At 67.7% G+C, this 18,566-nt stretch carries 11 protein-coding genes and 3 pseudogenes; 6 read left to right on the top strand and 8 right to left on the bottom strand.

Features of this window, described 5'->3' with window-relative positions; translation table 11 throughout:
* The 4 genes and pseudogenes from ACIQFZ_RS41200 to ACIQFZ_RS41185 all read left to right on the top strand — a co-directional run.
* A pseudogene (locus ACIQFZ_RS41200) lies at positions 1-451 on the top strand (hypothetical protein); the annotation flags it as partial.
* Positions 452-1,072: 621 nt separating this feature from the next.
* On the top strand, positions 1,073-5,590 hold the full coding sequence (locus ACIQFZ_RS41195; protein WP_402693738.1) for a glycosyl hydrolase family 95 catalytic domain-containing protein: 4,518 nt from the start codon (positions 1,073-1,075) through the stop codon (positions 5,588-5,590).
* Between the two features lie 49 nt (positions 5,591-5,639).
* Positions 5,640-5,921 (top strand): Ku protein, encoded by a 282-nt coding sequence (locus ACIQFZ_RS41190; RefSeq protein ID WP_402693737.1) that lies wholly within the window; start codon positions 5,640-5,642, stop codon positions 5,919-5,921.
* Positions 5,917-6,367 (top strand): annotated as a pseudogene (locus ACIQFZ_RS41185) (LD-carboxypeptidase); the annotation flags it as partial. The gene ACIQFZ_RS41190 and the pseudogene ACIQFZ_RS41185, both read left to right, overlap by 5 nt.
* 20 nt (positions 6,368-6,387) lie before the next feature.
* Here the strand turns inward: ACIQFZ_RS41185 and ACIQFZ_RS41180 are convergent.
* Positions 6,388-6,534: a hypothetical protein gene (locus tag ACIQFZ_RS41180; RefSeq protein WP_365777193.1), complete on the bottom strand. Its 147-nt coding sequence runs from the start codon at positions 6,532-6,534 to the stop codon at positions 6,388-6,390.
* A gap of 233 nt (positions 6,535-6,767) precedes the next feature.
* Here ACIQFZ_RS41180 and ACIQFZ_RS41175 point away from each other — a divergent pair, with 233 nt between their 5' ends.
* Positions 6,768-8,009 (top strand): IS256 family transposase, encoded by a 1,242-nt coding sequence (locus ACIQFZ_RS41175; RefSeq protein WP_402693736.1) that lies wholly within the window; start codon positions 6,768-6,770, stop codon positions 8,007-8,009.
* A gap of 34 nt (positions 8,010-8,043) precedes the next feature.
* Here ACIQFZ_RS41175 and ACIQFZ_RS41170 read toward each other — a convergent pair whose 3' ends face one another.
* From ACIQFZ_RS41170 to ACIQFZ_RS41155, 4 genes and pseudogenes are all read right to left on the bottom strand, one after another.
* Positions 8,044-9,429: an IS4 family transposase gene (locus ACIQFZ_RS41170; protein ID WP_402693735.1), complete on the bottom strand. Its 1,386-nt coding sequence runs from the start codon at positions 9,427-9,429 to the stop codon at positions 8,044-8,046.
* Positions 9,430-9,699: 270 nt separating this feature from the next.
* Entirely contained in the window at positions 9,700-11,985 is a 2,286-nt protein-coding gene (locus ACIQFZ_RS41165) for a family 20 glycosylhydrolase (protein ID WP_402693739.1), read from the bottom strand.
* Between the two features lie 503 nt (positions 11,986-12,488).
* Positions 12,489-13,088 (bottom strand): hypothetical protein, encoded by a 600-nt coding sequence (locus ACIQFZ_RS41160; RefSeq protein WP_383060521.1) that lies wholly within the window; start codon positions 13,086-13,088, stop codon positions 12,489-12,491.
* A 454-nt stretch (positions 13,089-13,542) separates the two neighbouring features.
* A pseudogene (locus ACIQFZ_RS41155) lies at positions 13,543-13,686 on the bottom strand (IS5/IS1182 family transposase); the annotation flags it as partial.
* Positions 13,687-14,120: 434 nt separating this feature from the next.
* Between ACIQFZ_RS41155 and ACIQFZ_RS41150 the strand changes: the two are divergent.
* Positions 14,121-14,528 (top strand): STAS domain-containing protein, encoded by a 408-nt coding sequence (locus ACIQFZ_RS41150; RefSeq protein ID WP_376653246.1) that lies wholly within the window; start codon positions 14,121-14,123, stop codon positions 14,526-14,528.
* A 461-nt stretch (positions 14,529-14,989) separates the two neighbouring features.
* On the opposite strand, the gene ACIQFZ_RS41145 is transcribed toward ACIQFZ_RS41150, so the two are convergent.
* The 3 genes from ACIQFZ_RS41145 to ACIQFZ_RS41135 all read right to left on the bottom strand — a co-directional run bounded on the left by ACIQFZ_RS41145 (position 14,990) and on the right by ACIQFZ_RS41135 (position 18,357).
* A complete protein-coding gene (locus ACIQFZ_RS41145) occupies positions 14,990-15,409 on the bottom strand; it encodes a hypothetical protein (protein WP_365433904.1) in 420 nt (139 codons plus the stop codon).
* A 936-nt stretch (positions 15,410-16,345) separates the two neighbouring features.
* Entirely contained in the window at positions 16,346-17,269 is a 924-nt protein-coding gene (locus tag ACIQFZ_RS41140) for a PmoA family protein (RefSeq protein ID WP_402693734.1), read from the bottom strand.
* Positions 17,269-18,357, bottom strand: coding sequence for a Gfo/Idh/MocA family protein (locus ACIQFZ_RS41135; RefSeq protein ID WP_402693733.1), 1,089 nt, complete (start codon positions 18,355-18,357; stop codon positions 17,269-17,271). Before ACIQFZ_RS41135 ends, ACIQFZ_RS41140 begins: the two co-directional genes overlap by 1 nt.
* Positions 18,358-18,566 lie beyond the last annotated feature (209 nt).

The following is an 18,566-nucleotide window of genomic DNA, read 5'->3' as shown; positions in this document are numbered from 1 at the left end:
CCACGACCACCTCCAAGATCAGACCTTGGGGACAGTCTGCTGGCCGACGGGCAGCAGGTCGATTACCCGGCCAAGGCGGCGTGACAAGCCACTAGACCTCGGCGAGGTACGCAAGGCCGCCTACCTCGACATCAACCAGCGCGAGTGGTCCCCGACCCACAACCGGGAGACCTTCGGCCGCAAGGAGGACTCCGCACGCATCAAGAACTACACGGTCTCCGCGAGCGATGACGGCGTCCACTGGCGGCAGGTGAAGGAAGACGTCCTGGAGAGCGCACGAGGCGTTCGCTTCATCGACCTCGGCGAGCCCGGCGGCTCGGCCCTGGAGACCCGCTACCTCAAGCTCGACGTCGCCGACACCTGGGCCGAGCCCACAGTGTCCAAGTTCTACAAGAAACTCCAGATCGACGAGATCCAGGTCGGCTTCATGTACCCCAAGAACCACAGCTGAGGCCGCCTGTCCCCAGGCGCCGCCCGACGGTATCCGCCGCCGGGCGGCGTCCCCTGCCATCGCCGGGTTCAGTGCGGGAATCTCATCGACTGCGCCACGTCCACCTGCCGCACAACTGCTGGAACGCCTCGGAGGTGTATTCCGCTCCCGAAGTCCGTGTGCAAGATGACGCCGTCCACCTGGCCGCCTCTGGTAGCGATCGCCATCTGCACGCGACACTGACCGGCGCGGCCTCTACCTCTCGCCCATCGCGTAGCCCAGGGCCCGGCCTGAGAACGCGTCATGGACCTTCGCGAGGTAGAACTTGCCCTCGCCGGTGTCGATTTCCGTCCTGCCGCCCCACCACAGCGCGATGAGGTCCAGTGGGCGGTAGGCCGTTGCAGCCGAGCCCGTGCTGTTCCCGGGCGCGAGGAGGCGCGGTTTTGTCTATGACCGACACACGACCACACACATCGGATCAATAAGTGGAGCCGCCCTGCCATGGAGGATCCATTGCCCGCGTTTTGGGGTCCTAATCGTTGACAGACATCGGATCTTCTCTCCATACTCTCGGCTTACGGCCCCGTGGCCTGACATCGGTGGCCGCCACTCGTGAAGTCCTGACGGCCAAGGAGAGCTGATGTGAGACGTCACATAACGGTAATATCCGCGTTCGCGATGGTAGGAGCCCTCACGGCCGTTCCCGCGCTCGCCGCGGACGTCGGGCCATCCAACGCCGACGGTTTCAAGGTGCCGCAAGCGGTACTCGACCATCTCGGCCAGGACGACTGGGCCAAGCTCCAGAAGATCCTGTCCGGTATCTCCGGTTCGGTGACGTCGCCGCTCAACATCAGCGACGTCGACAAGGGCAGCTACACGACCGGCCAGCTCATGGGCAACGGCGACATCGGTGCCGTCGCTGCCGGCGTGTCCAACACTTCGCAGCAGTACTACTTCGGCAAGAACGACTTCTTTGGCAAGTTGCACGCGCAGGGTAGCTCGGTCAAGGACAACGACGGAATCCTCTCCGGCGGCGGGCTGGACGTCTGGCCGACGACCGCGGCGGGTACCAACGCGGCGAGCGCGTTCAAGATGAAGCAGGACATCCTCAACGCACAGGTCACCACGGACCTGGAGCTCAAGGACGACCACGGTGCCGACGCTCCGATCCGGCTGAACTCCTGGACCGCCGACACCGCGAACGTCTTCGTCACCGAGATCCGCAACAACGGAACCGGGCCGGTGACGCTGAGGACCAAGCAGTGGGTCCCGGCGATGGCGTACGCGAGCTCGAGCGCGACCGACCTGACCGATGCACAGAACACCTACCCGTACACCGGCGGAGTGGACTCCTCGCAGGCCAGTCCCGTCCTCTGGACGACGCGGGACAGCAGTACCACCAACACGAGCAGCTATCGGAGCCGGATGGCGACCGCGACGACCGTCGTCGGCTCTGAGCTCGCGAACCCGCGCGAGGAAATCGAAGCGAACGACTACTACGACAGCAACAAGAAGAAGTACTACAACTCGCTGGGCGAGTCCGGGAACGTCACCGTCGCGCCAGGCGCGACCGCGTCCCTGGTCACTTACCTGACCAGCAACAGCGGTAACCACACCAAGATCAAGAGCGTCAGGGACGTGCAGAAGGACGCCGTCGACGGGGTCCGCGCGTATGCGTCGCAGAGCGCTGTCGACCAGCTCAAGGCCGAGCATCAGGCCTGGTGGAAGAACTACTGGCTCCGCAGCTACGTCCAGTTCGCCGACCCCGAAGTGGCCCAGTACTACTACGGATCGCTGTACGTGCTCGGCAGCTCGAACCGGCCGACGAGCGCGAACGGGAAGGTGAACCCGCAGAATCTGCCGGGCTCGATGTACGGCGAGTGGGTTCCCGCGGACAACGTCGGCTGGGGCGGTCGGTACTTCCTCAACTACAACCAGCAGGCCCAGTACTACGCGTCGGGCTCGACCAACCGCATCGACACCGAAGTGCCGTTCAACCGGGTCATCGCCTACGACCTGCCGTGGCAGCAGAACAACGCCGCCGCACAGGGACATGACGGCGCGGTGCACGTCCGGACGCTGTCCCCGTTCCACCTGCTGGCGAGCGACCAGCCGGCACTGAACCCGAAGGCACCCGTGCCGGTCTACGGGTTCAGCTCGGGGTCCACGGACCAGAAGTCGAACGGCTTCTTCGCCGCGATCAACATGCTTTCCTACTATGAATACACATTGGACGATCAGTACCTGCGCAAGGTGCTCTATCCGCACCTCAAGCAGCTGCTCGACTTCTACAGCTCCTACGTCCTGAAGCAGGACGACGGGAACGGGCAGTACCACTACTCGGTGATCGGCTCGTCGATCCACGAGGGCGACGCCGCCGACATCAACCCCGACCTCGACATCGGTGCGATCAAGTACCTGTCGAAGTTCCTGTCCGCGCACGCCAAGGAGATGGGCGAAGCCCCGGCCACCGTCGCTCGATGGAAGGACCTGGCAGACCACACGGCGTTCCCGGAAGCCGGGCTGCCCAAGGGCGTCTTCTCCGCGAACAACAACGACAACTTCGTCCCGACGCTGATGGCCACGGACTACCAGTCGCCGAACCAGGCGCACGTCGACATGATCGAGCCGGGTGACCAGCCGGTCGAGCTCGAGGGCGTGGTGTTCCCCTTCGAGAACGCGCAGCAGCTCGACGGCGACCCGGAACTGCTCGGCAAGGTCCGGAACACGCTCGAGTACATGAACTCCTGGGCGGCCACCGGGTTCGCCGGCTGGAGCAGCCAGAACAACGGCTTCCCCAAGGTGTTCCCGATCGCGGCGCACGCGGGCTGGCCGGCCGCGGATCTGCTGGCGAAGTTCAAGACCGCGCTCAAGGCCAAGGTGCGCACCAGCAACCTGACCTACTACGGCAGCGGTGGCGCGGTCGAGACCGTCGGCGCGATGGAGGGCGTCAACGCGATGCTGCTGCAGAGCAGCACCACGCCGGACCTCCCGACGACCCTGTCGGTGTTCCCGAACTGGGACCGGACCCAGTCGGTGAGCTACGAGCGGCTGGGCGCGAAGGGCAACGTCGAGGTGTCGAGCGCGTTCGACGCGGACAAGGGCTCGGTGTCCTATGTGGACGTGACCAGCAAGCGGGACGGGAAGATCGCGCTGGTCGACCCGTGGGCCAGCGGCCGCCCGGTCATCCAGACGGTCAACGCCGACAACACGCTGGGCGAGCGCGTCGACTACGACGTGCAGGGCGGCAAGCTCGTGTTCAACACCAAGCAGGGCAGGCGGTACATGGTCATGGTCGACACCACCGACCAGACCCACACCGTCACCGGCATCTCGCTGTCCAAGTACTCGACGACGCTGGTCTACGACAGCGCGAACCGCAACGCCCCCGCGGGCACCGGCACCGTCACGGCCACGCTCGAGGGCGGCAAGTCCGGCGACACGGTGGAGTGGAAGTCCTCGAACAACCAGGTCGTAAAGGTGACCGGGTCCGGGAACACGGCGACGATCCAGGCGGTCGGCACCGGCGGCGGCAAGGTCGCGAACGCGACGATCACCGCGCGCAGTGTCGAACGAGGCGGTCTGTCCGACAACGGGGTAAGCCAGACGATCAACGTCAAGGTTGCCGACGTGTCCACGGTCCCGACCGGACTGCTGCTGCTCAGCCCGTCGGAAGCGACGATCTACGGGCCGGCGTCCACCAGTGCCAGCACCGGCAAGGTGACCGGCACGAACCGGCTGCAGCTCACGGCTTCGGTGTCCCCGGCCAACGCCTACGACCGGCGGATCGCCTGGCGGTCGAGCGACCAGAACGTGGCGATGGTCGACAAGAACGGGCTCGTGATCGCGCGTGGGGCGGGCACGGTGGAGATCACCGGCACCAGCATGGCCAACCCGAGCCTGCCGCCGGTCACGACCACCGTGAAGGTGACCTCACAGGGAGCTGACTTCAGCAAGTACAGCCCGTTGGCCTCGGTGCTCGCCGCGGCGAAGAAGGTCTCGGCGTATTCGGGCGACACCACCGGTAGCGGCTTCAAACGGGTCTCGACCAGCCGGGACTGGGAAGGACTGCAGGAACGACTCCAGACGGCGTACATCAACGCCTTGGGCGTGAAGGCGCGTTACTCCGGTTATTCGGCGGTGAACATCAGCAAGGACACCGCGTACTTCGCGGCCATCGCGCTGAACGAAGCCATCAAGGCGATCGACCCGGCCGTCGCGGTCACCCTGCCGGACAAGACCGATCTGGTCGCGGCGATCGCCAACGCGTCGAAGCTGACCGCGGACGACTTTGCGACCCCGAAGGCGTGGGATGATCTGCAGGCGGCGCTGGCCGCGGCCCAGAAGGTCAATGACGACGCGAAGGCGACCCAGTCGGACGTGGATGCCGCCTACGCCGCGCTGACGTCGGCAGCGTCTGCCGTGAAATCCGGGGATGTTTCGGACGTGCCGAAGGCCGACCTGAACGGCGTGAGCGCTGTCTCAGTGCGCGGCGGGCACCTGGTCCAGCTGGTCGCCGGGACCGGGCGGACGTGGACGGTGACTGCGGCCGACGGGTCGGCCGCGCCGGACGCGACCATCGACCCGAGCGGCGGCCTGCTGATGGTGACGGGCAACGGCTCCTACCAGGTGACGGCGAAGGCCCCGGATGCCGCGGACGTGGTGGTCACGGTGACCTTCACCGGCATACCGTCACCGCTGCGCAACCTGAGCCTGAACGACAACGGCAACGGCACTGCGTTCGGCTCGACGAGCGGGGGTTCGTACCCGCCGCGGAACGCTTTCGACGACAATCCGGGGACGTTCTACGACCACAGCTCGACAACGCCGTACGTGGGCTGGGACTTCGGCAGCCCGACGCCCGTCAACGTGCTCCGGTTCCTGCCGCGCTCGGGCACGAACGCGGCCCGGATCGCGGGGGCGAAGCTCCAGGGCTCGAACACGTCGGACAGTGACGGCTTCGTCGACCTTGCCACGATCGACGACAGCCCGGCCACGGCGAACTCGTCGTCCTGGTACGTGAAGGCGCTCAACAACAACACGGCCTACCGGTACTACCGCTGGCTGGGCACGAGCACCTCGCACGCGAACGTGGCCTCGATGGAGCTGTACGCGGCCAACGACCGCCAGGTCACGGTCACCACGACCCCGGCGAACTGAGGTAACTGACGAAACGGCACTTTCCCTCCGGGGAAAGTGCCGTTTCGTCATGCGCTGGCCGCGTGCCGACCAGGCCGGGCCGCGCGTCCGCTTCCACCTGATCCACACCATCGACAACGGTCTGGTGCGCAACCGCTACTGGTGCGAGATCGAGGACCGAGAAGTCTCTTACGGGGAGATCGGCCAGGGCTACGAGACGGCCGGCGGCCGCATCATCCCGCTCACCGACGACGAACTGCGGCAGCTGCCGCTGCCCACAGCGCGCGCGATCGAACTGATCAACTTCCTCCAGGACGCCGACATCGGCCCCGTTCGGATCGGCCCCGGCTGAGCGCATCGTCGAGGGCCGAGCCTGGGGCGGCAACCTCGAGATCCTCTCCTGGCTGCTGATGGCCGACCGCGAGATCGAACGCGACCCCACCGCGTACCAGGGCGGCGTGCTGTTCCTGGAAACCTCCGAGGAGATGCCGAACGGGGAGGAAGTCTTCCGGATCCTGCGCAACATGGGTGAGCGGGGCCTGCTGGCCCGCTTCCCTGCCCTGCTGATGGGCCGGGCCAAGGCATGGTCCTTCCAGCAGCCAAACAGCCCTGAGGCCAGGCGGCGTTACGCCGCCGAGCAGCGCGAGGCTGTGCTGCGCGCGCTAGCCGTCTATGGCCCCCCAGACCATGGCAGTCTTCGACGTGGACTTCGGGCACACCGATCCCCAACTGGTGATCCCATACGGCGGCCTGGTCAGCGTGGACGGCCCGGCACGGCGGATCACCGTGACGTACTGACACCTCTGGGCGTCACCGGCTCACTTACTGGCAGCGATCAGGAAGAGAGCTGGGTTGAGCACGCGACAGGCGCGCTTGGCTAGGTCGCGGAGGCTGAAGCCGGCCTCGTGCCTCGCCTCGTCGAGGCGTTCGCCGAGGGCGGCCTGCGGAGTTGTGCGCTCGGACATACGCGTCACCTCCTCCAAGGACAGGGCGGCTAGACCTCGTACACGAGGTCTAGCCGCCCTGTTTCGAGTTCGGCACACCGATGCGGAGATGGCGTCCCACTTCGTGGTGTAGCCGATCAAAGCTGGGGCGTACGCCCGGGGCGTGTGTCGACAGGGATTGCGCTACCTGCCCAGCAGGCGGGCCACCGTGCAACTCTCCTTGGTAAACGGCCAGTTCAACCAGGAGGTGCACGATGGCCCTGTCCCAGCATGACTTACTTCGGCTGCTGGAATCACTGCGTTCGGCGGACGGGCTCGAACTCGTCCGCGGTGTAGCCGAGCGGATGCTCCAGGAGCTGATCGAGGCCGAGGCGACGGCGAGGATCGGCGCGGAGTGGAACGAACACACCGAGACGCGCACCGCGCTTCGCAACGGCCACCGCGACAAGACGCTGACCACTCAGGCCGGCGACCTGGACCTGGCCATACCCAAGCTGCGCTCGGGCAGCTTCTTCCCGAGCCTGCTGGAGCGGCGCCGGCGTATCGACCAGGCCCTGTTCGCCGTCATCATGGAGGCCTACGTCCACGGCGTGTCCACCCGTTCGGTCGACGACCTGGTCAAGGCGCTGGGAGCGGACAGCGGGATCTCCAAGAGCGAGGTCTCGCGGATCTGCGCGGACCTCGACACCCAGCTGACCGCCTTCCGTGGCCGGCTCCTGGACCACACACGCTTCCCCTACGTCTACCTCGATGCGACCTACTGCAAGGCCAGGGTCGCGCACCAGATCGTCTCCCGGGCCGTGGTGATCGCCACCGGCATCACCGAGGACGGCGGCCGCGAGGTCCTGGGAGTGATGGTCGGCGACAGCGAGACCGAGGTGTTCTGGACCCAGTTCCTGCGTCACCTGCGCGAACGCGGTCTGACCGGGGTCCAGCTCGTCATCGGCGACCACCACTCAGGGCTGGTCAAGGCCATCCGCAAGGTCATGCTCGGGGCCGCCTACCAGCGCTGCAGGGTTCACTTCCTGCGCAACGTGTTCAGCGTGATCAACAAGGAAGCGGCCGAGATGGCCGCCGCCACGATCCGCACCATCTTCGCCCAGCCCACCGCCGACGCGGTCCGCACCCAACTCGACACCGTCGCCGACATGCTCGGCAAGCAGTTCCCCAAGGTCAAGGAGATGCTGCTGGAAGCGAAGGACGACCTGACCGCCTTCGCCGCCTTCCCCGAGCGACATTGGAAGAAGATCCAGTCCACCAACCCGCTGGAGCGGATCAACCGCGAGGTCAAGCGCCGCACCGACGTCGTCCAGGTCTTCCCCAACGACGACGCGCTCCTGCGGCTGGTCACCGCCGTGCTCTTCGAACTGCACGACGAGTGGATCGCCTTCCCACGCCGCTACCTACCCGAGGGAAGCATGGACCAGCTCTACCCCGCCGAGCGCCCCGAAAGCGCCCCCGCGCTACCCAACACCACCAACACGACCGCCGGATGATCGGCTACACCACGAGAAGGCAACACCGTTGCGTTTAGCCACCGTTGGTGGTGTCAAGGCCGCCTTCCTTGATCATCTCGAAGTGAAGGGTGTATGCCTGTGCTGTTCTGGGGTGCTTGCCGGTGGTGAACGTGTACTTGCTGTTGCGCTTGCGGACGCGGGCCTTCAGCCGCCGGCGCCGGCTCTTCGGCAGGAGGCCGGCCAGGGCGGCACGACCGATCGCTCCGACGAGGTCCACCGGACCGTCCGGGGCGATGCCGTGGGCGGCCACAATCTGGTCAGCGGCGGCGTTGAGCAGCACGATCATGCTGACGCGCTCCGCCGACAGGCCCGGCTGGGCCGTGACCAGGTCGTCCGCGGTCCGCACGAGCGCCTGGTAGACCGTCAGCAGGGCATAGACCTCCTGCTCTATCCCGGGGACCGTCCGCGAGCGCAGCACCCGCCCGTCGAGAATGGTCGACTTCAACGAGAAGTAGCAGGTCTCCGCCTGCCACCTGCGGTGATACAACGCGATCAGCTCGTGGGCGGGGTAGCTCTGGGCATCCAGGAGGCTCGTCATCAGCCGCCACAGCTCGGTGCGGCGGGTGCCGTCGGCCAGCTCGATGGTCATCCAGGCTTCGATGATCCGCACCTCGAGCCGCCCGTAACCGCGCCCGGCCTGGTATCTCCCGGCACAGACTGTGGTCAGGTAGGAGCCGTCCGGCAGCGGGTGGCGCACCGTCGGGCGCCGCTTGCGGGTCGAGCGCAGCAGGAAGGACGCGCCGGTGCCGGTCACTGCCTCCAGGAAGTCGTATGCGTCGTAGTAGGCGTCGGCCAGCAACACCATCGAGGTGTCCAGGTGGGACAGCAGGCGGCGTGCGTAGCCGAGTTCGCCGGTGGTGTCCGGGCCGAAGGCCGCGCCGAGCAGGGCGCGGGTTCCGCACTCGACCAGCGCCACCAGGCGCAGCAGGGGGTAGCCGAATTCCAGGACCTGGCCGCCGTGCTTGGGGAAGCGCCAGGTCACCGCCTCCTCGTCGGGGATGCTCAAGGTGGTGCCGTCCACCGCGACCGCCCGCAGACCGCGGTAGAAGGAGCCGGCCTGTGCCCGGGCGGCGACCGGACCGGCCAGGATCTCGAACAGGCGGCGCAACGGGGCGCTGCCCAGTCGGCGCCGGGCCCGCGACAACGAGGAGGCGCACGGCCGCGCCACCGCGATCCCGTGCAGTCCCGCACCGAGTTTGCCCCACACCGCCTGGTAGGACGAGCGCTCGAAGAAGGCGAGAGCGAGCACGAAGTACACCACCACCCGCGCAGGCAGCAACCGCACACGCCGCTCACGCGAGCCTGTCTCCTCAAGGACGACGTCGACCAGCTGCGGATCGATGACCTGTGTCAACTCTCCCAGGTGGCCGGGAGCGTACACATCGTGAGCTGACGCCACGGGTGGCGGGGTGGCAGAATGCCGCGACAACGGGACCTCCGGTGCAACGATCGTTGGGCTTCGACACCACAGCGATCTACCAGGGGTCCCGTCTTGCTTTCTGCCCATTTGACAAACAGTCAGGTCGCTAAACGCAACGGTGTTGCACGAGAAGGGACACGACCGATGCGGACTCAGGAGATGTTCACGCTCGTGGCTCGTCGTCGCGATCTTCGTTGCGGGACTGTCGAGGGCGGGCGAGATCCTGAGCGATGAGCAGTAGGGCCCTCCTCAGCTACGTGTCGGTGGTCCGGCAGGCCGAGGCGCGGGCAGTGTCGGCGCCGCGGGGTAGGTCGCGCAAACAGCCTCGGGACGCTGCGTCCGCACAGAGGACACCTGGTCGGCCGTGAGGCGCTGTGCGTAGATGTCCAGGGCGGCGAGAGTCGTGCCGGTCGCGCCGTAGAGCATCCGCGAGCGGGGCAGCGTCAGCTCACTGGTGACGGTGCCGACGCGCTCACCGTCGAGATAGAGCGTGACGGTCGAACCGTCGCTGGTGAGAGCGAAGTCGGCCCATTGCCCTGACCCGAGGCCACGACCAAAGCTCTGGGTCACACCGTTCCAGCGCACGGTGACGTCGGTCGGGCTCAGGGTGACCCGGTTCGTGGAGTCGACCTGGCCGAGCAGAGTCACCGTTCCGCTCACCTTGGCGGTGCCGGTGACCGACCAGGGTCCGGTCAGGTTGGAGGCCCCGAGCCAGTAGCCGCCGGAGTCGATGACCTTCACCTGGCCCTTGTCCGGGTCGGTGGCTGAGCGCGTCGATACGGACAGCGGGGTCATCCCGCTGAGGTCGCATCGGTCGATGATTCCGCGTCGGTTGTTCGACGTGTGCGCGTCGTAGGTGCCACGGGGGAACTCCGGATCCATGACGTATTGGTGGATCGGTCGGGCGTTCGTGGTGGCGTTGGGCTGCTGGACGCCCGTGTATCCCGGTGCGGTGCCGATGGTCTGCATGGTGGCCTCGTATGCCGCGTACTCCGTCTGGGTGCGCGGGCGGGTGTTCCACTGCCGGTCTGCGACCCGACCTCTCGGCATGATCGACAGCGACTCGAGCCACTGGCCTTCAGCCCAGCCCAAGTCGTCACCCCAGACGTGCATGCCCCACCCGAGGATCTTCGGGTCGGTGGGTGTGGTCCACGTCTGGGCGATGCGCTGCTGGTTGGGGCGGCCTGAACGGGCCGGCACCAGGTAGAGGAAGTTGCCGTCAGCGACGATCTTGTCGTAGGGCTTCAGGTGGTCGGCGGTTCCACTGCCGGTCCAGTCCATGACGATGACGTTGGTGTCGAGCGGGATGTTGCGCGCCGACGCCTCGGAGCCGTTGTAGACCACCGAGGTGCGGCCCTTGGCTCGAACGTGGTCATTCACCTCGTTGATGAACTTCATCTCGACATCGGCCGTCGTGGCGTACTTGCCGTTCGAGTTGGCCACGTAGTCCCGCAGAGCGGGGCAGCGGTTCATGTTCGGGGGCATCTCGTCACCACCGAGGTGGACCCACGGCGAGGAGAACCAGGGGAGGAACTCGTCGAGCATCTCCTGGGAGACCTTGAGGGCCTTCGGGTTCATGAGGTTGAACGTGAAGTCGTCGGTCAGGTGGCTGTAGCTGTAGCCCTGGCAGGTGTTCTGCGGAGTCGCGCCCGTGTCGCGCTCACCGAACCCCGGTTCGACCTCACGCGGGCCGTCTGCCATGCCGATGTGGAAGTAGGCCGACTTGGGTGAGACGTGGGCCGGCAGCTCGAAACCTGGAACGAGGGTCACGTTGTTCTCCCGGGCGATCCGGTCGAGACTCTCGATGTCAGCCCGGTCGTAGCTGAAGCCTGGCTCGGCCAGCCCTGGGTACTTGGGGCTGTTGAGTCGGAAACCCTCGGCATCATCGACGTGAAGCACGAGGTAGTTCTGCTTGAGGTACCCCATCTGTCGGATGACGTCGGCCACGGCGCGAGGCTCCCAGTACTCACGGGACACGTCGATCGTGTTCATGCGCACGGTGGTGTTGGCGCGGTCAGTGAGGACACCGGTGGGCAGGGTGCGTTGGTCGGCGCTCCCGACCAGCAACTGGATCAGGCTGCGTGACCCGTAATAGATGCCACTGGCCGTGGGCGCGGTGAGCCGCACCGTCCGACCGATCTCCAGCCGGTATCCCTCGGGGCCGACCTCGGGGGCGAGAGCCGCATCGAGGGCCACCTGGATGCCGTTGCCGTTCGCACTGTTCGCTTGGGTGAGGGGCAAGCGGACACCCGTGCGGGCCTCGATGTCCCGAGCGGCATACCGTGCGACCTCGCGCAGCGGCCGGGTCGACACGATGGGGTCGGATTCTGTCGTCATGCCCGAGACAACGGTCCAGCGGCCGGCAGTGGCCGGATCGATCACGACCCTGGTCGTGTTCGCCAGGGTGAGCTTCCCCCCTGCGGGCTCCCAGTTCTGCGGAACCGGCAGCAGGGTCGTGCGTGGGTCGGCGACGCCGCTTCGGCCCTCCCCAGGCGTCGTTCGAACAGTAGGTTTCGCGCCTGCCTCACTCGGCATTGCGGGCGACACCAGCACCGAGCATGCCGTCAGGGCTGCGAGGCAGCCAGCGAGTCCCGATACTCGTAACTTCGCCGACCCCTGGTGACGAGGGACGGCACGGCGACCAGATTTCGACATGATGCCTCCATCAACTGGTCTAGACCGGTCTAGAGTTGATGGGAGTGTGGCCCGTGCGAACGCCACGGTCAAGAGGGGGGCAGCGTGCAGGACTGACAAGCGGGGGCCAACGTGCAGGACTGACAAGAGGGGCCAGCGTGCCGGGCTGACACACCGCCCAAGCCCCTTGAGGGTCACTGCTTTGAGACTTTAAGAGGGCGGTTTGTGAGGCTTTCTGCGATTTCACTGTCACCTGATGGTGTGGGCGAGGGCGGAACTCTTCGGTCCCCAATCCTCTCCCGAGGACCCGTCATTGACGGCGACCAAGGCATGCACGGGCTCCCACTGAAGACTGCTTTCGGGTGGTCCGTTCGAGGTTGTGCCGCGTCAAGGGGCATCGATGCTCACTGGTCAGGGTCGGGCCAAGTCGCCACAAGGGCTCGCCGATCTGGAAAGCGGGGACCAGAGACCATCTCCTGGGTCGTCTCGCCGTTGAGCCAGCACACTTGCTCGGGGCCGCCGTCGCCGGTGTCGAACAGGCAGCACACTCCGCCGCTGGCGGCGGCTAGGCCGGTGAACACCTCTCTGACGCGGGCCGACCGCGCGAACATGCGGCTCATCGCCGACGTCGCTGCCCAGAACTCCATTGCCGTGTAACGAGGGTGCAGGAAGGACTCGAACCGGATCGTCAGGTAGACGTATCCGATCTGGACTCGCCCGTCCTCCTCGGGTTCATGGCCGTGCGTCTCTGCGAATTCGCACACCGCGTCATCGACGCCGAACATGATGGACGTATCGAGCTCGAGCGTGCTGCTTGCGGAGCAGTCGACCGGCTCCCTCTTGAAGTGCGACGTGAGCGGGAGGGCGAGCCGGTCACCGCCGGGCAGTGTGAGCTCAAGCGGCGGCACATCACGGGTCGGTGGCGCCAGTTCGGCCAGATTGGCCAGGGCCCTGGCGACGTTCCGGGGACGCAGGTAGATGTCGTAGCCGTAGGTCAGCCCCATTCTCCCCCCTCTGCTGGGTCGAACCGCAGCTTTTCATGCCCCACCCCTGGGGAGCCTCCCCTGCCGGGCGAAGTTGCCGGTATCGATCTCGGTGAGGATGCCGAGCTTGACCAGGCGTTTCAGCTTGGCGCGGGTGCCTTCGATGTTTTTGGGCAGCAGTTCGTGGTCGAGGGCTCCGCAGACGTCGCGGGCCCGGAGTGGGCCGGTGGTCTGGTTGAGGGCGGCGAGGGTGCGGGGGTAATCCGGGTGCTCGGGCAGGTCGGCCGAGGCGGCCTGGACGGGAAGCCGGTCAGCGAGAGCAGTGACGGTCTTCCGGGTGATTCCCAGGTGTTCGAGGTGTGCCTCGGCCTCCCGCAGCCGCCTTGCAGTTCGGCGATCTGTCCTCGCAGGTCGTCGGCCAGGGCCTGCGCGGCACTCTCCTGGAGGTCGAGTGCCTCGAGCAGGGGCTGGATGTTCACGCGGTCACCGCCTGCGCATCGCGCCAGGTGGGAGTGCTCGCGCCAGTGAGGCGGCGGGCCATCACGTGGGTCAGCGCCCAGTAGACGCGGGATACGGAGGAGGCCGGGCGGTGCTCGTAGTCGCGGACCAGGCGCCGGTGCGGTTCCGTCGTCGCGCCAGGCGGCGAAGTAGTAGTACGTTGCGGTCTTCGGAGGCGGGTCGTGCGGTCGCTGCGGGCACGTCAGCGCACGCACAACGTGACGTTGAGGACCGTCCTGCGGGCTCTGGACGGACGGTGTCCGCGGCCGTGGAAAAGCAGCGGCGCAAGCAGTCCCGGCTCGTCCGCGAGTGCCTTCGACCTCCTGGTTGATTGCGATTTCAATGACCCGGTCGCCGCCTGCTGGCAGGATCGTTGGATCCCGGATGATGTGGGTAAGAACCCTCTAGGTCGGCCCCCCGGCACCCGCCAGCCCCGGCCAGGAACGGAGCCATCGCCCCTAACCAGGAGGCCTGTCCGGGCTGCCACCGGACGGTTGATCGGGGACTGACGTGCGCCGGCCGAGCAAGCCGTCGTCTGGCGGAGAGGAGCGGGCAATGCGAACCAGCATCCTCCACGACGAACACATGGACCTCACCTACTACCCGGCGAATGGCTGGACCATCGTCGAGGTCAACGGGGCGGTCGACGTCCACACCGCGCCCAAGATCCAAGAAGCGGTCATCAAACTCCTCGACGAGGGCCACCGCCACTTCATCCTGGACCTGTGCCCCGCACCATTCCTGGATTCCATGGGACTGGGCATGATCGTGGCGATCACCAAGCGCATCCGTGACCACGAGGGCTCGCTGCGTCTCATATGCACTGACGACCGGATCCTGAGGGTCTTCAGGCGCTCCGGCCTGCGCAAGGTCTACGCGTTCCACGACTCGGTAGGCCAGGCGACACTGCGCACCCCGCAGCGCGGTGGCCTGGCTTACTGGCCCCGTCCCTTCCCCACCTGAGACGAACCTCGGCCAAGAGCCCAGGATCCAGGTCACGGCCGCACCAGCACCGAGTCCCCGAGCGGTTCACCCTCTGTGGTGCCGCTGCGCCCTGCCCGCCCGGCAGCACCTAGAGACCGGCGGCACGCTGGAAGACGCGCCAGGGCCGGAGCCGACACGCTTCCGTCATCCGGTCCTTGATCGCTATCCCGCGCCGACGGCGGCCGGGAGGCGGCTGTGGAAGGTCGCCACCCAGGCGGCGGTGGCCAGGATGAGCGCCCCCGCCAGGCCCATCACGGTGTCGGTGGACATGCTCGCGACTCCAGCTGCCGCACCCAGCACGACTGGAGCCACCCCCTGGAGCGTCATGATGCCCGAGCCGAGCAGGCCAAAGGCTCGACCATGCAGCTCCTGCGGCAGCGACTCCAGGAACGGCCGTTGCAGCCCGAGTTGATACGCGAAGGTGCCGCCGGCCAGCTTCTTCAGCGCGTGCCTGTCGTCGCAGTGCTGTAGGCGAACAGGGCGACGACGCCGACCACACAGGCGAGGATCGTCCAGGAGGTGAAGCTCATCCGTTTCCCTTTCCGCCCGGGCCGTTTCGGCTTCTCGGACTGCTCGGTCCGGCCGGGAGCCGCCGGGGCGGGCGGTGCGGCGTCGGCGGCGGTCTCGGCGAGCAAGCGGCGGCAGGCCGTGGCGAGCTCGCCGGTGCCGGCACAGAGCGGTACGACAGTCTCCGAACGCGCCGGAGCGGTGGTGCCGCCGTCGAGGATACGGCCCGCACGGAGCAGGATCTCGTCCTTGCGACCCGAGGGGGCGAGACTGATCCAGCGCTGCACATGCTCTCCCCGGATGACCACACCCCCGGCCCGCTCCCGGTACACGGTGTGCTGTCGCCAGAGCATGTCTGCCAACTGCGTTGCGATATCTCTCAGTTGGGCGCTCAAGGCCCATCCTTCCAGAGCCGTACGGTCAATCGAACGGGAATCGTACTCCAGCGTCCCTGTTTCGCTCGGGGCGGCCCAGGGTGGGGTGACGCGGTCTACGGCATCTGCCTGCCCCTGCGGCGCAGGAGCCCGCACTGGGGGAAGCAGGCACCCGCGGGAGGTAGGTCCCACGCTTACAGCGCACCGAGGGTCCCTGGCGTCACACGGGCGGGCCCGTTCATCCCCCGTGGCGGGCCCGCCCCCTGTTCACCTCGCAGCGTTTCGAGCGGAGTTCACGTGCAGCGCTATGTCCTGCCCATGAATTTTGCAACTGTGACGTTCTCCTCCGCGTGAGCGTCCGGCAACACCTTGACCGTCCGTGCCCCGCCCTACGCGCGACAGGGATTCTCCGAGGTCACGGCAGATCTCCCTGAGCCTGCGGCCTATCCGGCGCCGAAGGAAGGGTGAGCGTCACTTCGCCAGCAGTGGAATTTTTCAGCACAGTGATCCCTCATGGACAGCATCGTGCCGTGCGCTCCCCCGCTCCGGTAGCCGTTCCGCCCGCCGGGCCCCAGCCGTCGAGGAAGCGGGCCAGGGCGCGACGCTGCTCTTCCTCGCGGCGGTCCGCTGCGCCCTGACCTCGGTCCCGGCACTGGCCTCCTTCACCCTCGGCGCGGGCCTGGCTGCCTCCGCGGCCACGGCCGCCGCCCCCGTACTCGCCGAGGCGCGCCGCCGACCTGCTGTATGACCCGAACGGGCACGCAGCGGACCGTGATCGCGGAGCACCGCGGACCGCCGCTCAGGAGTAGTTGCCGCCCCCGGTGATCCCCGCCGCAGCACCGACCACCACGCTTCCGCCGGCGTTCTCGAAGAGGCCGGTCGGGACTGTCCGGCCGGCCTGCTGGTCCCGAGGGATCACTCCGGGGCCCAGGGGTGGGCGTCGAGGTAGGCGGCGATCCGCGCGCGGTCCCACGCGCCGTCGGCGATGGTGACCTGGTAGCGGCGGGCGAGCACGGCGCCGTGAGCGAGCGGGCGCTCCTCGCGGAAAGCGAGGGAGGGATTGACCATCGGGACGGGCTCGCTGCGCACGAACCAGTGTGGTCTGCCGCCCTCCTCGTCGGACGGGTCGGGCTGGAACAGCACAGTGGCGTGGCCGTCGACCTCGTCGTGCTCGCCGATGTAGGCCAGCCACGGCGAGACGGCACCCATCACCTCCGGGCCCTCAAGGCCGTCCGCGGCCAGCACCCGGCCGCCGGTGAAGGACCGCGGGCCGCGCCAGAAGAAGCCGCAGTAGGAGGCGAGTTTGCGGCCGAACACCGCGGGGCTGCCGAACAGCAACTCGGCGCCCCGGACGTTGCGCAGTTCGGTGACGAACTCCAGGGTCCAGCTGCCGCCGGCCGGCTCGACGTCCCTGACGGTGAGGGTGCGGCGCTCCCTGATCCACTCCTCTCCTTCGGCGGTGATCCAGCCCAGGGTCTCGGTGAAGCCGTCCTCGCCGAGCGACGCGAAGCCCAGGTGGTCCTGGCGGCCGACGTTGGGCAGGTCCAGATAGCCGCTGGCGGGGGCGCCAGGGGTGTAGGTGCCGCCGCCCCAGAAGTTCTGTCCCGACAGGTGCGAGGCGGTCATCGCCAGCCCCTTGTGCCAGCGATGATCGTGCGGGCGGTTGCCGCTGATGACGCGCCCGGCCAAGGTGCGCAGCGGGTGGACGTAGGGGCTGGGGCACTCGGAGGGCGGCAGGTCGGGCCGGTAGTGGTAGCGGAACAGTTCGGTGTCGACGGCCAGGGCGCTGATCCGGTCGCCGGGCCGCCGGACCAGGCGTGTCGCGTACTGGTTGAGCATCAGTTCCCTCGGGATGCGGCGGGGGCGGGTGCCCAGCCAGGGGTGTCCCCGTGCAGACGGTGGTAGAAGGGGTCGCCGGGGGTGAGGTCGGCGCGGCTCGTGGGCGTTCCGGTGAAGGCGGCGCGGTACAGCGCGGTGACCAGTTCCAGTGACTCGCGCCCGGCGGGCCCGGACAGCGGCGGGCGCTCCCCGCGCTCCATCGCGTCGAGCAGGTACGGGAGTTGGGCGATGTGCGAGCTGGGGATGTCCGGTTCGCCGGGCGGCATGGGACGCTGCGGGGTGTACGTCCAGTCCTCGTCCCCGTACCCGTACAGGTGGCGCAACTCCACTGTGGCGTCGGCGAAGTCGAACCGCAGGTAGCTCTCCTCGCGCAGCGACAGCGCGGAGTTGACGACAGTGGCCAGCGCCCCGTTCTCGAAGCGGACCAGTGCGGTGGACACGTCCTCGACCTCGATGTCGCGCTGCAACCGCCCGGCCATCGCCTGCACTTCTGCCCACGGCCCGAGCACCGCGAGCATCAGGTCCATCTGGTGGATGCCGTGCCCGAGGGTGGTGCCGCCGCCCTCGGTGTCCCACCGGCCGCGCCACGGCACGGCGTAGTAGGCGTCGGGCCGGTACCAGGCCGTCACCGACTGGGCGACCAGCGGTCTCCCGAGGTCGCCGGCGCGCACCTGCCGGATCAGCCGCCGGGCGGCGGACCCGAAGCGGTGCTGGAAGATCACCGAGACGTAGGGGCCGCCGGCGCGTTCGGCCTGCTCGATCCGGTCGAACTCGGCCAGCGACAGCACCGGCGGCTTCTCCAGCCACACCCACGCCCCGGCGGCCAGGCTGCTCAGCACCGCGTCCAGGTGGGCGGCCGGCGGGGAGCACAGCACGACCAGGTCGGGGTGCTCGCGGTCGAGCATCAGGTCGAGGTCGTCGTAGGCGGCGGGGATGCCGTGCCGGGCGGCGAAGTCCTCGGCGCGCTTGCGGTCGACGTCCATCGCGGCCACCAGTTCGGTACGCGCGGCCTCGGCCGCGAAGGCCGGCAGGTGCGCGGCCTCCGCGATGTGCCCGGTGCCCACGAGGGCGACCCGGATTCTGGTCATGTGTGTGTGCTCCCCTGCGTCCTGACTGGGTGAGTGACAGCTGTGTGGCGGGTGTGCGGAGGGGCGGGCTGCGCCGGGGCGCGGCCCGCGGCCCGCGGCTCAGTGCGCCGGGGCTTCGCCGTGATCGCCGCGGTGGAGATCTATGCCCAGGTCCAGACACTGAAGCGGCAGGCGGCCGAGCGAGGGGTAAGCCTACAGGTCGAAAAGCT

The sequence above is a fragment of the Streptomyces sp. NPDC093064 genome, from assembly GCF_044754605.1.
GTDB lineage: Bacteria > Actinomycetota > Actinomycetes > Streptomycetales > Streptomycetaceae > Streptomyces.
Note: the sequence above shows the minus strand (reverse complement) of the source record. Positions and strands in the feature narration are given on the sequence as shown.